Here is an 18,108-nt window from a genome sequence, read left to right as displayed (position 1 = left end):
TGGGCGAGCGGCGCGAACCCATCACGCCGCCGGCTCGAACTCGGGCCTCGAGCCCTCATCCAGGGTGCTCGTCAACAGGCGACGAGCAGGCGCCCGCGCACGGCGAAGAGGAATCCAGAGGGCGTCGTGCCATGTGAGCTCGTCGTCACCGGGGTGGCTGCCGGCAGGCCCTGCGCATCCACCGCGAAGACGAAATCCGGTTCGTTCCCTTGATGGTGACGGCCAGGAAATCACCCGTAGGCTGAATCCGACCTGGGCGGGCGAGACGAGGAAGAATGGGCGCACTCCTTCCCAAGGGGAGGGGAGGTGGGGGCCCGCAGCAGGTGGGCGAAATCCCCAAGAAATCAGGGACGAAACTTGCGTGCGCGGAGGTGCGATAACCGATCCATCGGTAGGCGTTTTCTCACCTTTCCAGCCAAAGGGCTACTCCCATGACCACCCCCATTGCCTCGAACCACTCGCGTGCGACCCAGTTGTCCTCGCGTACCCGCATGGACGTCTCCCACTCCCGGAGCAGTGTGCAGGTCGAGGGAGGTGCGGTCAGTGCTTCGCGGATGGATTTCCGCGCGTCCTTCCAGACGGACAGCTTCAGCGGTGGGGGCTCCCGCGTGTCCTCCCAGTCGGAGGGCATCCGCGCCGGGGGCTGCTTCCCGACGCCGCCGGGGGGAGACACCCAGGCGAAGCAGTTGGAGGCGGCCATCGAGATGTTCCAGCAGCTGACGAGCCTCCTCGAGGCGTGCCTGGGCTTCTTCAAGTCGCAGTGCGAGCCGCAGACCCCGCCGGGCTGCCAGACTCCGACGAAGCCGAACTGCCCTCCCACGCAGCGTCCGCCGCTGTGCCCGCCCGAGGGCAAGGACGGGAAGATGTGGGACGTCTTCTTCGACGCGAAGTCGGGCACGGAGACGAAGCAGAAGTCGCCCATCGTCCTGGACCTGAACGGCAACGGCCAGGCGGACATCACCGGCAGCAACATCAAGGGCAACGGCAAGCTGGAGGGGCAGACGGTGAAGGGCTTCGACCTGGACCCGAGCAACCGTCAGTGGACGACCAAGAGCGTCATGCGCCGCCCGGGCAAGGGCGCCCCGGAGCTGCCCAAGGGCACGAAGGTGGAGGTGTTCGACGCCAACGGCAAGAAGGTGAAGTCGCTGGACGCCAGCGCCCTGAACAAGGCCAAGGCGAAGTCGGGCGACATGGGCCTGGGCCTGGGCAAGGACATGCGCGCCGAGTTCCGGGATGCCAATGGCAAGCTGGTGGGTGAGCTGAAGACGGACGCGAAGAAGAACCAGCTCATGTACCACTTCGGCAACGTCAACGAGAACGAGTGGACCAAGGCCTGGGACGCGAAGAAGGGCGGCGACGGCATCCTGGCGTGGGACGTGGACGGCGACGGGAAGATCACCAGCGGCAAGGAGATCTTCGGCCACGTGGACCTGGATGGGAAGAACCGCTTCACCAACGGCTACGAGAAGCTGTCGAAGTACTTCGACAAGGACGGCGACGGCCGCGTCGAGGGCGGCGAACTCAAGGGCTTGAAGGTCTGGGAGGACCGCAACGGCGACGGCACCACGCAGGAGGGGGAACTCGTCGACCTGGCCTCCCGTGGCGTCAACCGCCTGAGCACCTGGTTCAACGCGAGCGACATGAGCTCGTCGTACAAGCACGGGTAGGCGCCCGTTCCCGCCGCGAGGGCTCAACTGCCTTCGCGGCGGGAGGTGGCCTTGCCCGGCTGGGGGAGCGTCTCCTCCTTCTTTTCCTTGCCGAACGCCTCGGCCAGCATCCCTTCCATGTCGGGAACGAACGTGCGCTCGGGGACGACGCGGGCCCGTCGGATGCGGTCCATCCGGAAGAGGCGCGCGGCGGACTTCTCCACGTCCCGCGCGAGCACGTACCAGGCGGGCGCCTCCACCAGCAGTCCGTGCGGCTCCACCATCCGCCGGGTCGCATTGCCATGGCGGTCGCGGTAGTCGAAGGACAGGCACACCTGTCCGCTGAAGGCACGCTCGAAGACGGCGAGCAGCTCCTCGGGCGGCGTCCCCAGCTCCTCCATCACCCGGGCGCTGGCGGGACGCCCCACCACCACGCGGCGGCACAGCTCGCGCATGCTCCGGGCCCGCTCGCGCGGCACGCTGGCGAAGAGCTTCTCCAGCCCCGAGCGCGCGGCGCTCCCCCACGGCAGGGCACTGGCCGTCGCCGACAGGTTCGCGGCCAGCCACAGCGCCACCACCTCTTCCAGCGACAGGTGCACCGCCGTCAGCCCGCGGTCGCGCTCCAGCCGCACGCCCCCTCCCGGCCCCGTGTCGCTGCTGATGGGCACCCCCTGCTCCCTCAGCGTGGCCAGGTCCCGGTGCACGGTGCGCACGCTCACCTCCAGCGCCGAGGCAATCTCCGCGACCGTGGTGGCCTCGCGCCCCCGGAGGAAGTCGTGCAGCCGCATCACCCGGTTGACTCGTGCCATGACTGGATTCTGACAGCGCACGGCGGCGCCTGCTTCTTTTCGGGTTCCTGCCAGTTCCTGACAGGGATGGGGCGTACTCCAGAGTTCATGGTGCGCGGGGCCGCGCACCCGGAGACCCAGGGAGACTGTCATGGTGAAGGGGCCTGCTGGAGCGCTGCACGTCGATGATGGAGGGAAGGGTGGGCTGCCGGTGGTGTTCGTCCACTCGAGCTGCGGGAACACCACGCACTGGGCGGCCCAGTTCGTCCACCTGAGGAGGAGCCGGCGGGCCGTGGCGCTCGACCTGCGGGGCCACGGGAAGTCGGCGCCTCCGGCGGACGGGGACATCTCCGTGGAGGACTTCGCCCGGGACATCGAGGCGGTGGTGGACGCGCTCGGGCTCCAGCGCTTCGTGCTCGTGGGGCACAGCATGGGCGGAGCGGTCTGCGCGGCCTACGCGGGCCTGCACCCCGACCGTGTCGCCGGGCTGTTCCTGCTCGACCCGGCCTCGGACGGACGCTCGATTCCGGCCGAGCAGGCCGCGGGTTTCATGCAGGTGCTGGCGACCGACGCGTGGAGCGCCGTCATCGAGGAGTACTGGACGCCCATGCTCGCGCCGTCCCGGCCCGAGGTGCGCGAGCGCGTGCTCTCGCAGATGCGGGCCACGTCCCAGGCGGGCGCGCGGGCGGGGCTGGGGGCGCTGCTGACCTTCGACCCTGTCGCGGCGCTCCGGCGCTACCCGGGGCCCCGCCTCTCCGTCATCACCGCGTTCAACGAGGAGCCCGGCTCGTACCAGCGCCTGGTCCCCGAGCTGCCGTTCCGGAAGGTGGAGGGGACGGGCCACTGGGTGCAGCTCGACGCGCCGGACACGGTGAACGCGCTGCTGGATGGCTTCCTCGCGTCCATCCGTTGAGCCACAGTGCGGGCATGGGGCCCCTGTTCGCCTACAGCCTCGTGCCCGTCCTCTCCGTGGCGCTCCTGCTGTGCTTCACCGCCGCGCTCCGGGGCCGCAACGCCCGGGGGCTCGCGCTCTACTGTCTGGCCACGGCCCTGTGGAGCGGCGCGCTGTTGTTGCTCTGCATTCCCCGGTGGGCCTGGGTGGGCGAGCGCTTCGTCGCCGCTGGCGCCTTCATCGCCGCGACGTACCTCCATGCCGCCTACGACGTGACGCGGCAGCGCTCCTACCGGCTGGTGGTGCTGGCCTATGCGGTGGCGGTGGTGGTGGCGGGCCTGGGCGTCTTCCTTCCCAACCTCCTCCATGGGCCGCTGGCGATGACTCGCGGGCCGCTGTTCTGGCCGTCCATGGCGCTGGCCGTGTCCGCGGCCGCCGTGCCGCTGGCGCACCTGGCGCGCTCCTACCGCCACGAGGCGCCCGAGCGCCGGCCCGTGCTGCGCAGCCTGGGCATCGCCGGCGTGCTGGCGTACTCCGGCAGCATCGGCAACGCGCTGCTGCTGTCGGGCGGCTACGCGCTGCCCTTCGGCATGTACCTGGTGCTGGCCGCGCTGCTGGTGCTGGCGCACGTCCTCAACGCGCACCAGGCGCCGGGGGACCGGAGGCTGATGGAGCGCAGCCTCGTCTACTCGGCGATGGCGGCGGTGCTGTCCGCGGGCTTCCTCTTCGGCGTGCTGACGCTCATGGCCGGCAGCGGCCAGCCCTTCCTCGCCGAGTACCGCGCCGGCGCCTTCTTCCTGTTGGCCCTGGCGGCGCTCGCCTTCGAGCCGGTACGTCAGGGACTCCAGGAGTGGCTGGGGCGGCGGCTGCTCAAGGGCCGCGCCACCGGCAGCGACCTGGCCGCCGCGCTGGCCACCCAGGAGGCCCGCGCGGACCAGGCGGCGCGGCTCGCGGAATTGGGCCAGTTCACCTCCGCCGTGGCCCACGAGGTGCGAAACCCGCTGGGCGTGCTCGCCGCGCACCTCAAGCTGGTGGAGCGCCGGGGGGGAGACCCGGAGTCGCTCGCCGCCATGCGCGAGCAGATAGAGCGCGCCAGCCATTTCGTGGACGAGCTGCTCCGCTATGGCCGCCCGCGCCCCCTGGACCTGCGCCGCGTGGACGTGCCCTCCATCCTTGCATTGTCGTACTCCACCGCACGTCAGGGGTTGGGCGCCCTCGCGCCGGAGGTGGCTTTCGAACCGCCCGTGAGCGAGTCATTGGAAGTCGAGGCGGACCAGGCCCAGCTCTCGCAAGTGTTTGTCATTTTACTCGAGAATTCCTTGCTTGCGCTGAGAGACGTTCCGTCCCCCCGGCTGCGCGTCCAGTGCATGTGTGACGCGAGGACGCTCCGGGTCCGGTTCGAGGACAGCGGGCCCGGTATTCCCGCGGAGTTGCTGCCGCGCCTCTTCCAGCCCTTCGTGACGGGGCGCAAGCGCGAGGGGCCCCGGCCGGGCACGGGACTGGGCCTGGCCATCGCTCGCGGCATCGTGGAACGTCATGGAGGCAACATTCGCGCGGGCCGCTCGGAGTCGCTCGGTGGAGCGCTCTTCGAGGTGGAAATGCCTTTGATTCAGCCTGCTTCGCTCGCGGCCGCCGCCTCGTAGAGCCCTCTCACTGCAAGGAATTGCCGGCCTTGTGAATGCGGTCACAGCGCCGTCACGCGCTCGTGTCTAAGACACCGGTACGGGGGGTTCGATGAATTGTGGATAAGAAATCGGACCCACCGCGTCTTCTGGTTTGAACGGAGGGGGCCCGTGAGAGCAAGAGCGAGATTGTGGGTCGTGAAGTCGCCACTGGGGGGGGAGTTCGAGTCCTTCGCCTGGCGCATTCAGCCCACATTGTTTGCCATCCTGGGAAAGTATTGCGCCGGGATTGAACACGAGCTCGAAGACCTCGTGCATGACGTGCTGCTCCGCGCGCTGCTGCGGTGGGAGCACCTGAAGCTGCTGGACGAGGACGCGCAGCGGGCCTGGACGGGGCGGGTGGCCCACAACTGCTTCCTGGACCGGTGCCGCCGGAAGGGGAGCGAGGCCAGCCGGATGGAGGCGCTGCTCCACCTGCACGAGCAGTCGGAGCAGCTCGGCGAGGACTGGGAGCCGGAGCTGTGGGAGTTCGTCGGGCCGGAGGACCTGCTCCAGGCCATCGAAGGGCTCAGCAGTCACAAGCTGCGCAGGACGTTCGAGCTGTACCTCCAGGGCCTCTCGTACGCGGAGATTGGCCGCGACACGGGGGACAAGTCCGGCACGGTGGGCGCGCGGTTGACGCGGGCGCGCAAGGAGCTGCGGGCGCTGCTGCGTGAGCCCGCGGAGCGGCGGCGGCGGGAGCGCAGGCGATGAACCCCGACGACACATGCAAGGAGCTTCCCCGCTTCCTGGATGGGGACATGTCCGCCGAGGAGCAGGTGCGCTTCCGCGAGCACCTGGCCGGCTGCGAGGCCTGCTCCGAGGCGTTCCGCGAGGCGCTGCAACTGGAGCTGCTGGGGCAGATGACCGAGGAGGAGGAGCCGGTGCGTGCGTCCGGGGAGACTCGGAGGCCCCGGGCCCCCTTCGGGCGCTGGAAGGACCGGCGGACGTGGCTCGCCGGTGGCTCGGCGCTGGCCGCCGTGCTGCTGGTGGCGCTGTTCGTGGCCGTCCTGGGGCGCCAGAGGGCCGCGGACGTGGCGTGGCTCGTTCCGAAAGGTGGGCGGCACCTGGAGGCGCGGCTGACGTACGAGGCGGTGGACCGCCACTACCGGCGCTACGTACCGGACCGGAGCGGGGCCGACACGGCGGCCCGCGTGGCGGCGCTGCCGCTGCACGAGCTGGCCCGGATGGAAGCCAGGGAGGACCTCCATGGCATCGCCACCGCGTACCTGCTGCATGGTGCGCCCCGGCAGGCCATGGCCTTCCTGGCGCAGATGCCCGACTCGCCGGACAAGCACTGTGACGCGGCGGTGATTGCCCTGGAGCAGGCCCGCCTGGCGCGGGACGGGGACATGAATGGCGCCCTGTTGAAGCAGACCCACCTGGACGCGGCCCTGGGACTGCTGGATGAGGTGCTGCGCGAGGAACCGGACCATCCCCAGGCCTTGTGGAACCGGGCGCTGGTGCTGCGGGAGATGGGGCTGACGCTGCTGGCGGCGGAGGCGTTCGAGGCGGTGGCGAGGCGCGCGGAGCCGGGGTGGAGCGAGGAGGCGTGGAGCCAGGCGCGGAAGCTGCGGGACGAGACGTTGGCCCATGAGCGCGAGTGGAAGGAGGCCTACGCGGCGACGCGTGACCTGGTGACGGACCCGGCGGCGCGGCTGCCGTTGGAGGAGGCCCGGCAGTATCCGGGCATCGTCCGGCTGGTCTTCTACGACGCGGTACGGGCGGCGCCCACGCGCGAGGCCGTGCTGCGGCTCCTGCCGGTGGCGAAGGCGCTGGACCTCGCGTACAGCGGCCGCGTCCCGGATGACCGCCAGCCCGGTGACCGGGGGCCGCGTGTCGAGGACTACGTCCGGCGGGTGGCGGAGCGGGACTTCACCCGCCGCGGGCCGGCGGCGCGGAGCTACGGGCTGTACTACCGGGGGGAGCTCCCCGCGACCTCCGCCCTGGCGGAGGAACTGCGGCGCTCGGGCGAGGAGGACATCCTCCTGGGGCTCCTCGTGCACTCGGGCACGCGTGTCGCGACGGACTTGGAGGAGCTGGCGCGGCTGGCGGATGCGCGGGAGGACCCCTGGATGCAGCTGCAGGCCGAGCGCGAGCTGGCCGCTCATGATTCGCGGGAGGGAGCCTGGTGGAAGGCGGAGCAGCGGCTGTTGCGGGCGCTGGAGGCGTGCCAGCGCGAGTCGCTCGCCTACCGCTGCCTGGGCCTGGAGCGGGAGCTGACGGACCTCTACCTGGACCTGCACCGGCCGGCGGACGCGCTCCGGCATGCGTGGAGCGGCTGGACCCGCGCGAAGGACGCACGGGAATGGCGATTCGAACAGGAGTTCCTCCAGGAACTGGCGGACGTCGCGCGCTACCAGCACGCCTTCGCGAGCGCGCGCGCCTACCTGGAGGAGTCGCAGGCGCGCATGCCCGAGGACTGCGAGCAGCGCACGCACATCCAGGCGAGCCTGGCCTCCGTGGAGTGGCGGAGCTTCCGGCCGGACAGCGCCCGCCGCGCGCTGGACCGGGCCCTGGCGTGCCAGCGGCCGCTGGGACTGACGGGGGCCTTCGTGCTGTCGGACCTGGCGCGCTCCAGGCCCCAGCCCCGGGACGGGGACCACCTCCGCCGCTCGCTGGCGGAGCTGCGCCGGCCCGGTGTTTCGCGGGGCCGCGAGGCCCTGCTGCTCTTCATCGAGGGCCAGTTCGCCCTGGCGCGCTCGCACGCGGAAGGTGAGGCGGTGCTGTGGCGCGCCATCGAGCTGGCGGAGCCGTGGCCCGAGGACGTGGAGGCGCGCAAGGCCCGGGCCTACGCCTATGACGTCCTCATCGCCGAGGAGGGAAGGGCGGGACGGTGGTCCGAGGCCCTGGCGATGCTGGGCCGCCAGCTCCGGATGGAGTCGGTACCAACGGAGTGCCTGGTCGCGGTGTCCATCCACCACGAGCGCACGCTGGTGCTGGCCCAGGGGGCTTCCGGCAGGCTGCATGGCTACTTCGACGACACGCGCACGCGGCCACTGGACGGGACGGAGACGCTGGTGCCGAAGCACCTGGTGGCGGAGCTGCGGGGCTGCGAGCACGTGGACGTGCTGGCCCTCCCGCCCGTGCACGGGCTCACGGGGCTGTTGCCCATGGACCTGGCGTGGAGCTACCGCGTCGGGCGGGGCGCTCGGTCGCTGCGGCCGCCAGCGGAGGGGCCCGGGACGCACCTCGTCGTCACGCGCGTGGCGGCTCCGGCGTCGCTGAGGCTCCCGCGGCTCGACATGCTGGAGCCTCCGCGAGTCCCGGACCCGCTGCGCGTGGAGCTCCAGGGCACGCAGGCCACGCCCGCGCGGGTGCTGGAGGGAATGGTGGAGGCCAGCGAGGTGGAGCTGCACGCGCATGGAATGTTCAGCCCGGCGGTGTCGGACGCGTCGCTGGTGGTGCTGGCCCCGGACGGGGACGGCCGGTACGCGCTCACCGCGGACCGCGTGCGTCAGACGCGGCTGCGGCATGCGCCGCTGGTGCTGCTGGTCGCCTGCAGCGCGGCGAGGACGGCGCCCTTCCGGCATGAGCCGTTCAGCCTGCCAGGGGCCTTCATCCAGGCGGGGGCGCGCGTCGTGCTGGCCTCCACGGTGGACATCCCCGACACGGCGGGCGCCTTCTTCGAGGCGGTGCGGGAGCGCATCCGGGGAGGGGCGAGGCCCTCGCTGGCGCTGCGGGACACCCGCACGCGGTGGCTGATGGAGCGTCCCGCTGACGGGAAGTGGCTGAACCACGTCCTCCTCTTCGAGTGAGCGCACGAGGTATTCCGGCAGGTCTCCGGCAAGGAGCCAGACCCGGTGCGTTGTCAGGGTGGCTACTCGGGCCCGTCATGACGGCGGGCCACGATGGCCAAAAAGGGGGAGCGCGACATGTTGAGCTGCCAGCACGACAAGCCGGACCGGCCCGAGGTGAGGGACCCGCCGCCGAAGGGACCCACGGGACTGGCGCCACTGCTCGATGAGGTGGAACCCGGCGGCGGTCTCCCGGACGCCGCGCTACCGCCTCCGGAGGAGCCCGCGCGGTTCGACGAGCCCGAGGTGCGGGATCCTCCGCCCAAGGGGCCGACCGGCTGAACCCGGCGCCCCGTCCTTCCGGGCCGCTCGGGGCGTGAAATGAAGTGAACACCCCGGTTCATGGCACGGGTGGACCGGGGCCTCCCGCCCCACGGGGCAGGCCCTCCCGCCGGAAGGCGGAGCCGGGTGTCGCCCAACCCGCGCAACCCCGCGTCACTGCGTCGTTTTCCGGACGGCCACCCAAGGATTCCCGCCCAGCGCGTTTCGACTGATGCGTGGAAGGAAGGTGGGGGTCGATGAGGGTCCAGCGCATTGCAACGGTCGCCGGTTTCGCAGTGGCCTACAGTGCCGCCGTGCATCACGACGGCTTCGAGGACTTCGCGCAGCGGGTCAGGCCCATGCTGCTGGCCCTGGCGAAGCGCATGTGTGGACAGGGCGGGCTGGACCCGGAGGACCTGGTCCAGGAGGCGCTGGCGCGCGCGCTCGTGCATCACGGTGCGTTGTCCGTGCAGCCGGAGCCCGTGTACCGGGCGTGGCTGTGCCGGGCCCTCACCAACCACTTCCTGGACCTGTGCCGCAAGCGCAGGACGGAGGTGCTGGAGCTGGAGCGGGGCGACCTGCGGCTGGTCCGCGAGGAGGCGACGTCGTCGCCGGACGCGCGCGAGGGCGAGGTGTGGGAGCAGATCTCCGAGAAGGACTTCCGGACCGCCATCGCCCAGCTTCCCAACCCGCGCGTGCGCGAGGCGTACGAGCTGCACGTGACGGGGCTGCGCTACCGGGCCATTGCCCAGCGCATGGGCGTGCCCGAGGGCACGGTGGGGAGCTGGCTCTACCAGGCACGCAAGGAGCTGAAGGCGCTGCTGCTGCCGCTGACCGGAGCTGACGGGGGAGGGGACGCGACATGAGCCCCCAGTGCAACAAGCTGTATCTCTTCCTGGATGGCGAGCTGGGCGCGGTGGACGAGGAGAACTTCCGGCACCACCTGGCCCGCTGCGAGCCGTGCGCGTCCGGGCTGCACGAGGCGATGCAGCTCGAGCTGCTCGGCCAGTACGCCATGCGGGACGTGAGGGCTCCGCCGAAGCCCGGGCCCATGCTCGTGGATCCGGAGCCGGAGCAGGAGCCCGTGGTGGACCTGGAGCCGGCGCGTCGCCGGCGGCTGCCCCGGTGGGTGCCGCGCGGGCGCCAGGCCGTGGGCGCCCTGGTGGCCCTGGCCGCGGGCGTGGCGGCCCTCGTCTTCTTCGTCCCGTCCCACCGCGACGCCCCGCGGGAAGTGTGGCTCGCCCAGGCGCCCACCCGGCTGCTGGAAGCACGGGTGGCGTACGCGCACGCGGACGGGCACCGTCCCTACGCGCCCATGCGCAGCGGCTCCGGCACGCCCGCGGCCACGCCGCCACTGCCGCTTCGCGACCTGGCGGACCTGGAGGAGCAGGGCGACCTGCACGGCATCGCCGCCGCGTACCTCGTCCGAGGAGACCTGCGGCAGGCGTCGGACTTCCTCCAGCGCGTGCCGCCGTCGCCGGACCGCGACTGCGACCGGGCCGTCGTCGCGCTGGAGCAGGGCCACCCCGAGGAGGCGCTCGCGCTGCTGGAGGGCGTGCTGCGCCAGGTGCCGGACCATCCGCAGGCCCTGTGGAACCGGGCGCTGGTGCTGAGGGAGATGGGGCTGACGCTGCTGGCGGCGGAGGCCTTCGAGGCGGTGGCGAAGCGGGGCGAGCCGGGCTGGAGCGAGGAGGCCCTCATCCGCGCGCGGGCGCTGAGGCAGGACACGCAGGCACGGGGGCGGGCGTGGAAGGCGGCCTTCGCGGCCGTGCGCGACCTGATGACGGACGAGGGGGCGCGGCTGCCACTGGAGGAGGCGCGGCAGTTCCCGGGCATCGTCCGGCTGGGCTTCTACGACGCGGTGCGGGCGGCGCCCACGCGCGACGCGGTGCTGCGCCTGCTGCCGCTGGCCGAGGTGCTGGACGGCGTGCAGGGCGGCGACGTGCTGCGCGGCTACGTGCACCATGTGGCCGCTCGGGACTTCGGCCGGCGGGGGCCGCTGGCGCGGGACTACGCGCGGCTGGTGCGCGGCGAGCTGCCCTCGCGCGACGCGTTCCTGGAGACGGCGCGGCGCTCCGGGGAGGAGGACGTGTACCTGGGGGCACTCACCGTCCTCGGCCCCTCGGTGCGCCTCCGGCACATGGAGGACTTCACGCGCCTGGCCCGGTCCGGGCAGGACGCCTGGCTGGCGCTGCTGGCCGAGCGTGAGCTGTCCGTGGCCGAGGAGCACTCCGGCCACTGGTGGAAGGCGGAGGCGCGGCTGCGAGCCGCCCTGGAGGCCTGCCAGGGACGGGGCATGGTGTACCGCTGCATCTCGCTGAAGAAGCGGCTGGCGGACCTGTATCTCGCCCTCAACCGCCCGGCCGACGCCTTCGAGATGGCGTGGAGCGGCTGGCGCACCTCCCATGCGCTGGGGGAGTGGGAGCTGGAGCAGCAGCTCCTCCAGGAACTGGCGCACATCGCCCGGTATCGCCTCGACGTCACCAGCGCGCGCGCGTACCTGCGGGAGTCCCTGGCGCGCACCCCCGAGGTATGCGAGCAGCGGACGTACGTCCACCGCAACCTGGCATACCTGTCCTGGCTGGACTTCGACCCGAGGGGGGCCCGGAGGGAGCTGGAGCAGGCGCTCGAGTGTGGCCGGCCGCTGGGGCTGCCCGGCGCGCTGGTGCTGTCGTACCTGGCGCGCTTCGGCTCCGATGCGCACGACGCGGACCTGCTGCGCCGCACCCTGTCCGAGCTGCGCCGGGGCGAGCCCACGCCGGGCGAACTGGCGCAGCTCGGTTTCGCCGAGGGGCAGTTCGTCCTGGAGAAGGACCGTGCCGCGGGACGGGAGCTGCTGCGCGGTGCCATCCAGCGGGCGGAGGCACTGCCCGGCGACGTGGACGCGCGGAAGACGCGGATGGGCGCCTACAACGTGCTGGTGAACGACGCGGGGCGGAGCGGCGACATGGGCGAGGCGCTGGCGCTGATGGGCGCCGCGCTGCGCGTGCAGGTGCCGGACCGGTGCGTGCTGGGCGTGGCCGTCGACTACGAGCGCTCGGTGCTGGCCGTGCGCGGCGGCGACGGCGGGCTGCGGGGCCACTTCGACGCGAGCCGCGCCACGCCCCTGGGACGGGACGCGTCGGGGCTGGTGCCGGCGTCGCTCCTGGCGGCGCTGCGCGGCTGCGAGCGCGTGGATGTGCTGGCCCTGCCGCCCGTGCACGGCCTGCCCGGACTGCTGCCCGCGGACATGGCGTGGAGCTATCGCGTGGGCCGCGCGTTCGCGCCGCCGCCAGCCGGGCCTCGCGCCGGGGGCATCCACCTGGTCGTCAACGATGTGCAGGCGCCCGCGTCGCTGCACCTGCCGAAGCTGCCGCCCTTGAAGTCCCCGAGCGTTCCGGACCCGCAACGGGTGGAGCTGAGCGGGGCGCGCGCCACGCCGTCGCGCGTGCTGGAGGCGATGGTGGACGCGAGCGAGGTGGAGCTCCATGCGCATGGCTCCTTCAGCCCGGAGATGTCGGACGCATCGCTGGTGGTGCTCGCCCCGGAGGTGGACGGCCGCTATGCGCTCTCCGCCGCGCAGGTGCGGGAGCTCCGGCTGGAGCGCGCGCCGCTGGTGCTGCTCGCGACGTGCAGCGCCGCGCGGGCCACGCCCTTCCTCCATGAGTCCTCCAGCCTTCCGGTGGCCTTCATCGAGGCCGGGGCGGGCACCGTGCTGGCCTCCACCGTGGACATTCCCGACACGGCCGGACGCTTCTTCGAGGCCGTGCGCGAGCGCATCCGCGCGGGCACGCCGCCGGCCATCGCCCTGCGGGACGAGCGGCGCCAGTGGCTGGCCGCGGCTCCCTCCGAGGACTGGGTCCATTCGGTGCTGCTCTTCGAGTGACAAGGATTCCGACCCGGCACGTTCTACCGGAGTCGGTTGCACGGTGACGGCATGGAGCCGCTCCGGGTTGACCGGAACACGAGGAGGGGGACGCCATGGTGAATCAGGTTTCGAGGGTCGAAGGGGAAGAGGGGCCGGTGGAGGGCATCAACCCCAAGGACCCGCCTCCGGAAATCACGCAGGGTCTGACCTTGCAGCCGTACTCCGCGAAGATGTCCGTGCCGACCTCTCAGCCCGCGGTTGAAACATCGACGCAGCAGGCCAAGGACGGCGAGTAGCCCCCGGTTCCAGGGCTGCCTGGAATCACGGATGAGTTACATGTTTTACGGGGCATTTCCCCTCGGGGAGGTGCCCCGAAATTTTTTGAACGGCTCACACAAGAAAACGGGCCGCCTGCGTATTTGAAGATGAACGGCGGCCGCGGGGGGGACCTGGCCGCCAGCATCGCAAGGGGGGAGTGATGTTCCGTTGTGACGCACGTGGCCATGGGGAGGCCAACGGGATGTGGGCGCCTGAGGAGGGGCGTGGGGCGATGGGGGGCGGGTGGTGGTCGAAGTCGGAGGGGGACGTGACGGTGACGGCGCGAGTGGGGCAGGGGGATGTGCGGTTCGAGGGGGAAGCCGGGGGGGACGAGGAGGACCTGGGGGGGCTGGAAGTCGAGCTGTTCTACGAAGACGACCTGGAGTTCCAGATCGCCAGCTTCTGAGTGTCTGGCGCGAGGGGCCCGGGGCGCTCCGCTCTGGCCGACGGCGTCGGGGGACGGCCGTCATCACGAAGGGTGGACTCGTCGAGCCTGGGGGGACGAGCAAGAGACTCGGTAGGAGGGGGGACCGGGTCCACCTGGAGGAGCCAGGGTGCGGTGCTCGAGGGGATGTGTGAGGGGCGCGCCCAGGTCCTCCGCCTCCGGAGTCTCCAAGGGCTCCGGGGGCGGGGGACCCCTGCTTTTCCTGAGATAGGGTGAGGGCTCCTTCTCGATGGGAGTCCTCGAATGCGGTGTCGGAGTCTGGCCGTCCTCGCCTGGGTGCTGCTGGCCGCCTGTGCCACGCCGGGCCGGCGGGGGACGGTGGCCGATGCGCCGCGACTGCTGCCGTGGTCGGAGCAGATCGCCGCGCGCGAGGCCTGGCTGGAGAAGCGCCATGCCCTGCTGCTGGAGATGATGCGGCGGCACGGCGTGGGCATGTGGATCATCGTCAACGAGGAGTTCCATGATGATCCACTCACCCAGTTCGTGGCGCCGCCACGGCCGTACGCGGGCAACCGGGACGTGTTCGTCTTCGTGGACGCGGGAGCCGAGGGGCTGAAGCGGGTGGCGCTGACCGGCTACGCCGAGGCCTCGCTCAAGCGCTTCTTCGAACTGCCCGAGGAGGGCCGCACGCTACGTGAGGTGCTGGCGGAGCTGGACACTCGCTACCAGCCGAAGAGCATCGGCCTGGGGATTGGCGGCAGTCGCGGGGTGACGCGCAGCCTGACGCGTGACGGATATGCCTTCCTGTTGGCGCTGCTGGGGGCGGGGGCGGAGGCGCGCTTCGTGAGCGCGGCGCCGCTCATCGAGGAGTACCTGGACACGCGGCTGCCGGAGGAGTGGGAGCACTACCGGACGCTGGTGGCGCTGACGGAGGCGGTGGTGAAGGAGGCCTTCTCGCCCGCGGTGGTGGTGCCGGGGAAGACGACGGTGGGGGACGTGCGCCGCTGGCTGTACGACAGGCTGTGGGAGCTGGGGGTGGACACCTGGTTCCAGCCGGACCTGCGCGTGCAGCGCAGGGGAATGGTGAATGGCACCTCGCGCGGTTTCCTGGCGCCCTCCACGGAGGACGTGGTCATCCAGCGGGGGGACTTGCTGCACGTGGACTTCGGCATCACCTACATGGGGCTCAACTCGGACTGGCAGAAGATGGCGTACGTGGCGCGCGAGGGCGAGACGGACGTGCCCGAGGGACTGAAGCGGGCGCTGGCGAACACGCATGCGCTGCAGGACGCGCTGATGCTGCGGGCCTCGCGGCCGGGCCGCTCCTCGGCGGAGGTATATGAGCAGACCCTGGCGGAGATGAAGGAGAAGGGCATCGAGGCCATGGTGTACAGCCACCCGCTGGGCAACCAGGGCCACGCGCTGGGGGCGCACATCGACTTCCGCTCGGCACGCCGGAAGGAGGAGCCCAGGATGCTGCGCGAGGGCTCGTACATCGCCATCGAGCTGAGCACGGCCACCGCGGTGCCCGAGTGGGACGGGCAGAAGGTGTACGTGATGCAGGAGGACCCGGCGTACCTCACGGCCGAGGGCTGGAAGTTCTTCGTGCCGCGGCAGGAGGCCTTCTACTTCATCGGGGGCGGAGGCCTCACAACCCGAGGAGCGCCCCTACGCTGAAGGCCCACATGCGGTGGGTGTCCGGGCGGGGGCCGTCCTCGGGCCTGCCCAGGTCGACGCGGACGCCGGCCCGCAGGGACGCGGCGCCGAGACGGGCACGGACGAAGGGCTCCAGGGAGAGCTGCGAGTCGTTGCCGTCCCAGGTGGCCTCGGTGAGGCGGGGCGAGACGGCCTGGGTGCGCACGCCGGGCTCCAGCAGGCCGAGCCCGAGCGAGGCTTCCGCGCTGGCCTGGGCGACGAAGTGCGTGTCCTCCGACGCGCGGGAGACGGGCACCAGCATGCCCACCGCCACGTCGGCGCGGAGCTGGAAGCCGGGCAGGTCCACTCCGGCGGCGAGCGGCAGCACCACGGAGGTGGTGTCGAGCGCCCACAGCCACGGGTCGGCCAGCCCGCGCACGGCGGTGGCGGCGGCGTAGTTCGCGCCCTCGGCGAGGACGGGCGCTTCTTCCCGGAGCGAGTCGTCGCGCAGGGCGATGGGGAGGGCCACGGCGGCGCCAACGCGGAGGAAGAGGCTGTCATTCACCGCGGTGCTGACATGGTGGAGTCCGACGAGGAGGTTGGAGGGGCCGACATGGCTCCACTCCCGGCTCCCCCCGGCCCCGAGCGACGTGTAGGGCAGGCCCCAGTCCAGGCGGAGCTGTCCGTGCTCGGACACCTTGAAGCCGGCGGAGAGGGTGGGGGAGAAGTGGCGCGTGGCGACGTCGTTCAGTCGCGGCGCCGACGAGAAGAGGAGGGTGGTGGCGAGGAAGTTGTCGGGCTCGCGCACCTGCGCCGTGGCGGCGGTGCCCGCGAGCGCGAGGCAGGTGGCGAGAAGCCACGCGGCGGCCCGGCGGTGCGGGCCGCGACTGCGGGAAGATGTCTTCATGACGGCGTTTCCCGTGAGGCCTGTCCGGCTCACGGCCCCCTGTGCTGCTTGAAACACCGGTAACAACGAAGACGGTCACCGCATCTTCAAAACGCGCGCGGATTTTCCACGCGCCCGTGCAGGGGATGACACACCCGCGCGGCGCGTCTCATCCTTCAGCAATTCGAGAGCGTGGCGTGGACGCTCATGCCGCTTCCGTCGCCCCGCGCCCGCACACGTCCGCCCAGGTGAGGCCGAAGCGCGCGAGGTACTTCTTCAGCCGGTCCGCGTCGTTGACGCTCTTCTTCTGGGTGCGCGAGTGCGCGAACAGCACGCGTCCGGCGTCCGACAGCGAGCGCGCCGCCCGGCAGACGCTGAGCACGTCCGCGAGCTGCACGCGGTCGAACCGGTCCAGCTCCCCGGCGAGGCCCTCTCCCAGAATCTCCGCCACGAGGTCCACGGCTCCGGCGCGCGAGTCCGCCCGCGCCCCGGCTGGCCGCCACTGCTCGCGCAGCCGGGCAATCTCCTCGTCCACCACCTCGCGCGTAATCCGCCCACCCGCGGCGAGCGTGGCCATGCGCAGCACGGCGGCATTGAGGTCCCGGAAGTTGCCAGACCACCGCGCGTCCGGCGACGTGGCGAAGGCGAGGAACCGTTCCTGCGCCTCCTTGTTCATGGTGACTCGCGTGCCCATCGCCTCGGACGCCTGGTCCAGCTCGTAGAGGAGGTTGGGGGGAATGTCCTCGGGGCGCTCGCGCAGCGCGGGCAGCCGGAAGGTCCACAGGTTGATGCGCGCGAGCAGGTCCTCACGGAAGCGCCCGCGCTCCACCTCGGCCTGGAGGTCGCGGTTGGTGCCGGCGATGAGCTGGAAGTCGCTCTCCACCTCCTTGTCGGAGCCCACCGGCAGGAAGCGCTTGTCCTCGAGCGCTCGCAGCAGCATGGCCTGTTCATCCGCGCCCAGCTCTCCAATCTCGTCCAGGAAGAGCACTCCGCCGTTGGCCTGCCGCAGCAGGCCGGGCCGGTCCTGGAGGGCCCCGGTGAAGGCGCCCTTCACGTGGCCGAAGAGGGCGGACATGGCGCCGTCACCCCGCAGCGTGGCGCAATTGAGGTCCACGAAGGGGCCGGCCACCCCGCGCCGCGCCTTCTTCAGCGCGTAGATGCGGCGCGCGAGCTGCGACTTGCCCGCGCCCGTGGGGCCCGTCACCAGCAGCGGAGCGCGGGAGTGGACGGCCACCTGCTCGATTCGCTCGATGAGCCGGTTGAAGGCGGGGTTGAGCGTGTCGATGCCGGCCTTGAGGAAGGACAGGCCCTCGCGCTGCTCCTGCCGGAAGCGCGCGGCCAGCGTGTCGTACTGGGACAGGTCCAGGTCGATGAGGGTGTGCGTGCCCGGGCCCGAGCGGTCCCTCCCGGTGCCCGCGGGCGACACCTGCACCAGCTTCCCGGGGATGAACCGGCTCTCCACCAGGAGGAACATGCAGATCTGCGCGATGTGCGTGCCCGTGGTGATGTGGACGAGGTAGTCCTCCTCCTCCGGGTTGAAGGTGTAGCCGCGCACGTAGTCGAGCAGCGCGCCGTACACCTCCTCCAGGTTCCACGGGTCGCGGATGTCCAGCACCGTGGGCCGCACCTCCGTCTCCGGTGACACCTGGCGGATGTCCACCACCAGCGTCCCCGCGAGCGCCGTCGCGTTGGGCGGGTGCAGCAGCTCCAGCCGGTGCACCAGGAGGTCCTCCTGCTGGCACAGCGCCACCGTGGGCCGCCACTTCGCCCACCGCTGCGGCCCCTGCCCCGTGTCCAGCGTCGTCCCCAGCATCCCGAGGACCACCGTCTTGCGTGCCCGTGTCTTCGCCATACAGATAGGACTTTATCTCAACGGATAGGACATGGCACCCCACCTGGAGTGGCCTCCCTCGGGAGAAGGGTTGGCACGCCGGCTGCTCTACCTCCCGACGTGCCCGGGACGCAGAGCCCGGGCGGACGACCGAAAGGTGA

General features: G+C 71.6%; 14 protein-coding genes. 11 read left to right on the top strand and 3 right to left on the bottom strand.

Annotated features, from left to right (window positions below; all coding sequences use genetic code 11):
- Positions 1–554 precede the first annotated feature (554 nt).
- Positions 555–1,667 carry a hypothetical protein gene (locus K8638_RS39200; RefSeq protein WP_223759857.1) on the top strand — a complete coding sequence of 371 codons (1,113 nt, stop codon included), beginning with the start codon at positions 555–557 and terminating at the stop codon, positions 1,665–1,667.
- Positions 1,668–1,690: 23 nt separating this feature from the next.
- Here the strand turns inward: K8638_RS39200 and K8638_RS39195 are convergent, their stop codons facing one another.
- Positions 1,691–2,455, bottom strand: coding sequence for a YafY family protein (locus tag K8638_RS39195; protein ID WP_223759856.1), 765 nt, complete (start codon positions 2,453–2,455; stop codon positions 1,691–1,693).
- A 130-nt stretch (positions 2,456–2,585) separates the two neighbouring features.
- On the opposite strand from K8638_RS39195, the gene K8638_RS39190 reads away from it, so the two are divergent.
- From K8638_RS39190 to K8638_RS39145, 10 genes are all read left to right on the top strand, one after another.
- Entirely contained in the window at positions 2,586–3,347 is a 762-nt protein-coding gene (locus tag K8638_RS39190; RefSeq protein WP_225937955.1) for an alpha/beta fold hydrolase, read from the top strand.
- A gap of 14 nt (positions 3,348–3,361) precedes the next feature.
- Entirely contained in the window at positions 3,362–4,969 is a 1,608-nt protein-coding gene (locus K8638_RS39185) for a HAMP domain-containing sensor histidine kinase (protein WP_223759855.1), read from the top strand.
- Positions 4,970–5,146: 177 nt separating this feature from the next.
- Positions 5,147–5,701, top strand: coding sequence for an RNA polymerase sigma factor (locus tag K8638_RS39180; RefSeq protein ID WP_223759854.1), 555 nt, complete (start codon positions 5,147–5,149; stop codon positions 5,699–5,701).
- Entirely contained in the window at positions 5,698–8,745 is a 3,048-nt protein-coding gene (locus K8638_RS39175; RefSeq protein WP_223759853.1) for a CHAT domain-containing protein, read from the top strand. Before K8638_RS39180 ends, K8638_RS39175 begins: the two co-directional genes overlap by 4 nt.
- A gap of 93 nt (positions 8,746–8,838) precedes the next feature.
- Positions 8,839–9,066 carry a hypothetical protein gene (locus K8638_RS39170; protein ID WP_223759852.1) on the top strand — a complete coding sequence of 76 codons (228 nt, stop codon included), beginning with the start codon at positions 8,839–8,841 and terminating at the stop codon, positions 9,064–9,066.
- Between the two features lie 236 nt (positions 9,067–9,302).
- Positions 9,303–9,911: an RNA polymerase sigma factor gene (locus K8638_RS39165; protein WP_223759851.1), complete on the top strand. Its 609-nt coding sequence runs from the start codon at positions 9,303–9,305 to the stop codon at positions 9,909–9,911.
- Positions 9,908–12,910 (top strand): CHAT domain-containing protein, encoded by a 3,003-nt coding sequence (locus K8638_RS39160; RefSeq protein WP_223759850.1) that lies wholly within the window; start codon positions 9,908–9,910, stop codon positions 12,908–12,910. The genes K8638_RS39165 and K8638_RS39160 overlap by 4 nt, the downstream gene beginning before the upstream one ends.
- Before the next feature lie 95 nt (positions 12,911–13,005).
- Positions 13,006–13,188 carry a hypothetical protein gene (locus K8638_RS39155; RefSeq protein WP_223759849.1) on the top strand — a complete coding sequence of 61 codons (183 nt, stop codon included), beginning with the start codon at positions 13,006–13,008 and terminating at the stop codon, positions 13,186–13,188.
- Between the two features lie 224 nt (positions 13,189–13,412).
- Positions 13,413–13,616, top strand: a complete 204-nt coding sequence (locus K8638_RS39150; protein WP_305071225.1) for a hypothetical protein — start codon at positions 13,413–13,415, stop codon at positions 13,614–13,616.
- Between the two features lie 282 nt (positions 13,617–13,898).
- Positions 13,899–15,272 carry a M24 family metallopeptidase gene (locus K8638_RS39145; protein ID WP_223759848.1) on the top strand — a complete coding sequence of 458 codons (1,374 nt, stop codon included), beginning with the start codon at positions 13,899–13,901 and terminating at the stop codon, positions 15,270–15,272.
- Here the strand turns inward: K8638_RS39145 and K8638_RS39140 are convergent.
- Positions 15,244–16,137, bottom strand: a complete 894-nt coding sequence (locus tag K8638_RS39140) for a hypothetical protein (protein WP_223759847.1) — start codon at positions 16,135–16,137, stop codon at positions 15,244–15,246. The two genes, K8638_RS39145 and K8638_RS39140, sit on opposite strands and share 29 nt — an antisense overlap.
- A gap of 184 nt (positions 16,138–16,321) precedes the next feature.
- Complete coding sequence (gene rtcR, locus K8638_RS39135; protein WP_223759846.1) at positions 16,322–17,968, bottom strand: RNA repair transcriptional activator RtcR; 1,647 nt, start codon at positions 17,966–17,968, stop codon at positions 16,322–16,324.
- Positions 17,969–18,108 lie beyond the last annotated feature (140 nt).

The sequence above is a fragment of the Myxococcus sp. RHSTA-1-4 genome, from assembly GCF_020037125.1.
Taxonomy (GTDB): domain Bacteria; phylum Myxococcota; class Myxococcia; order Myxococcales; family Myxococcaceae; genus Myxococcus.
This window is presented reverse-complemented; position numbering and strand designations above follow the sequence as displayed.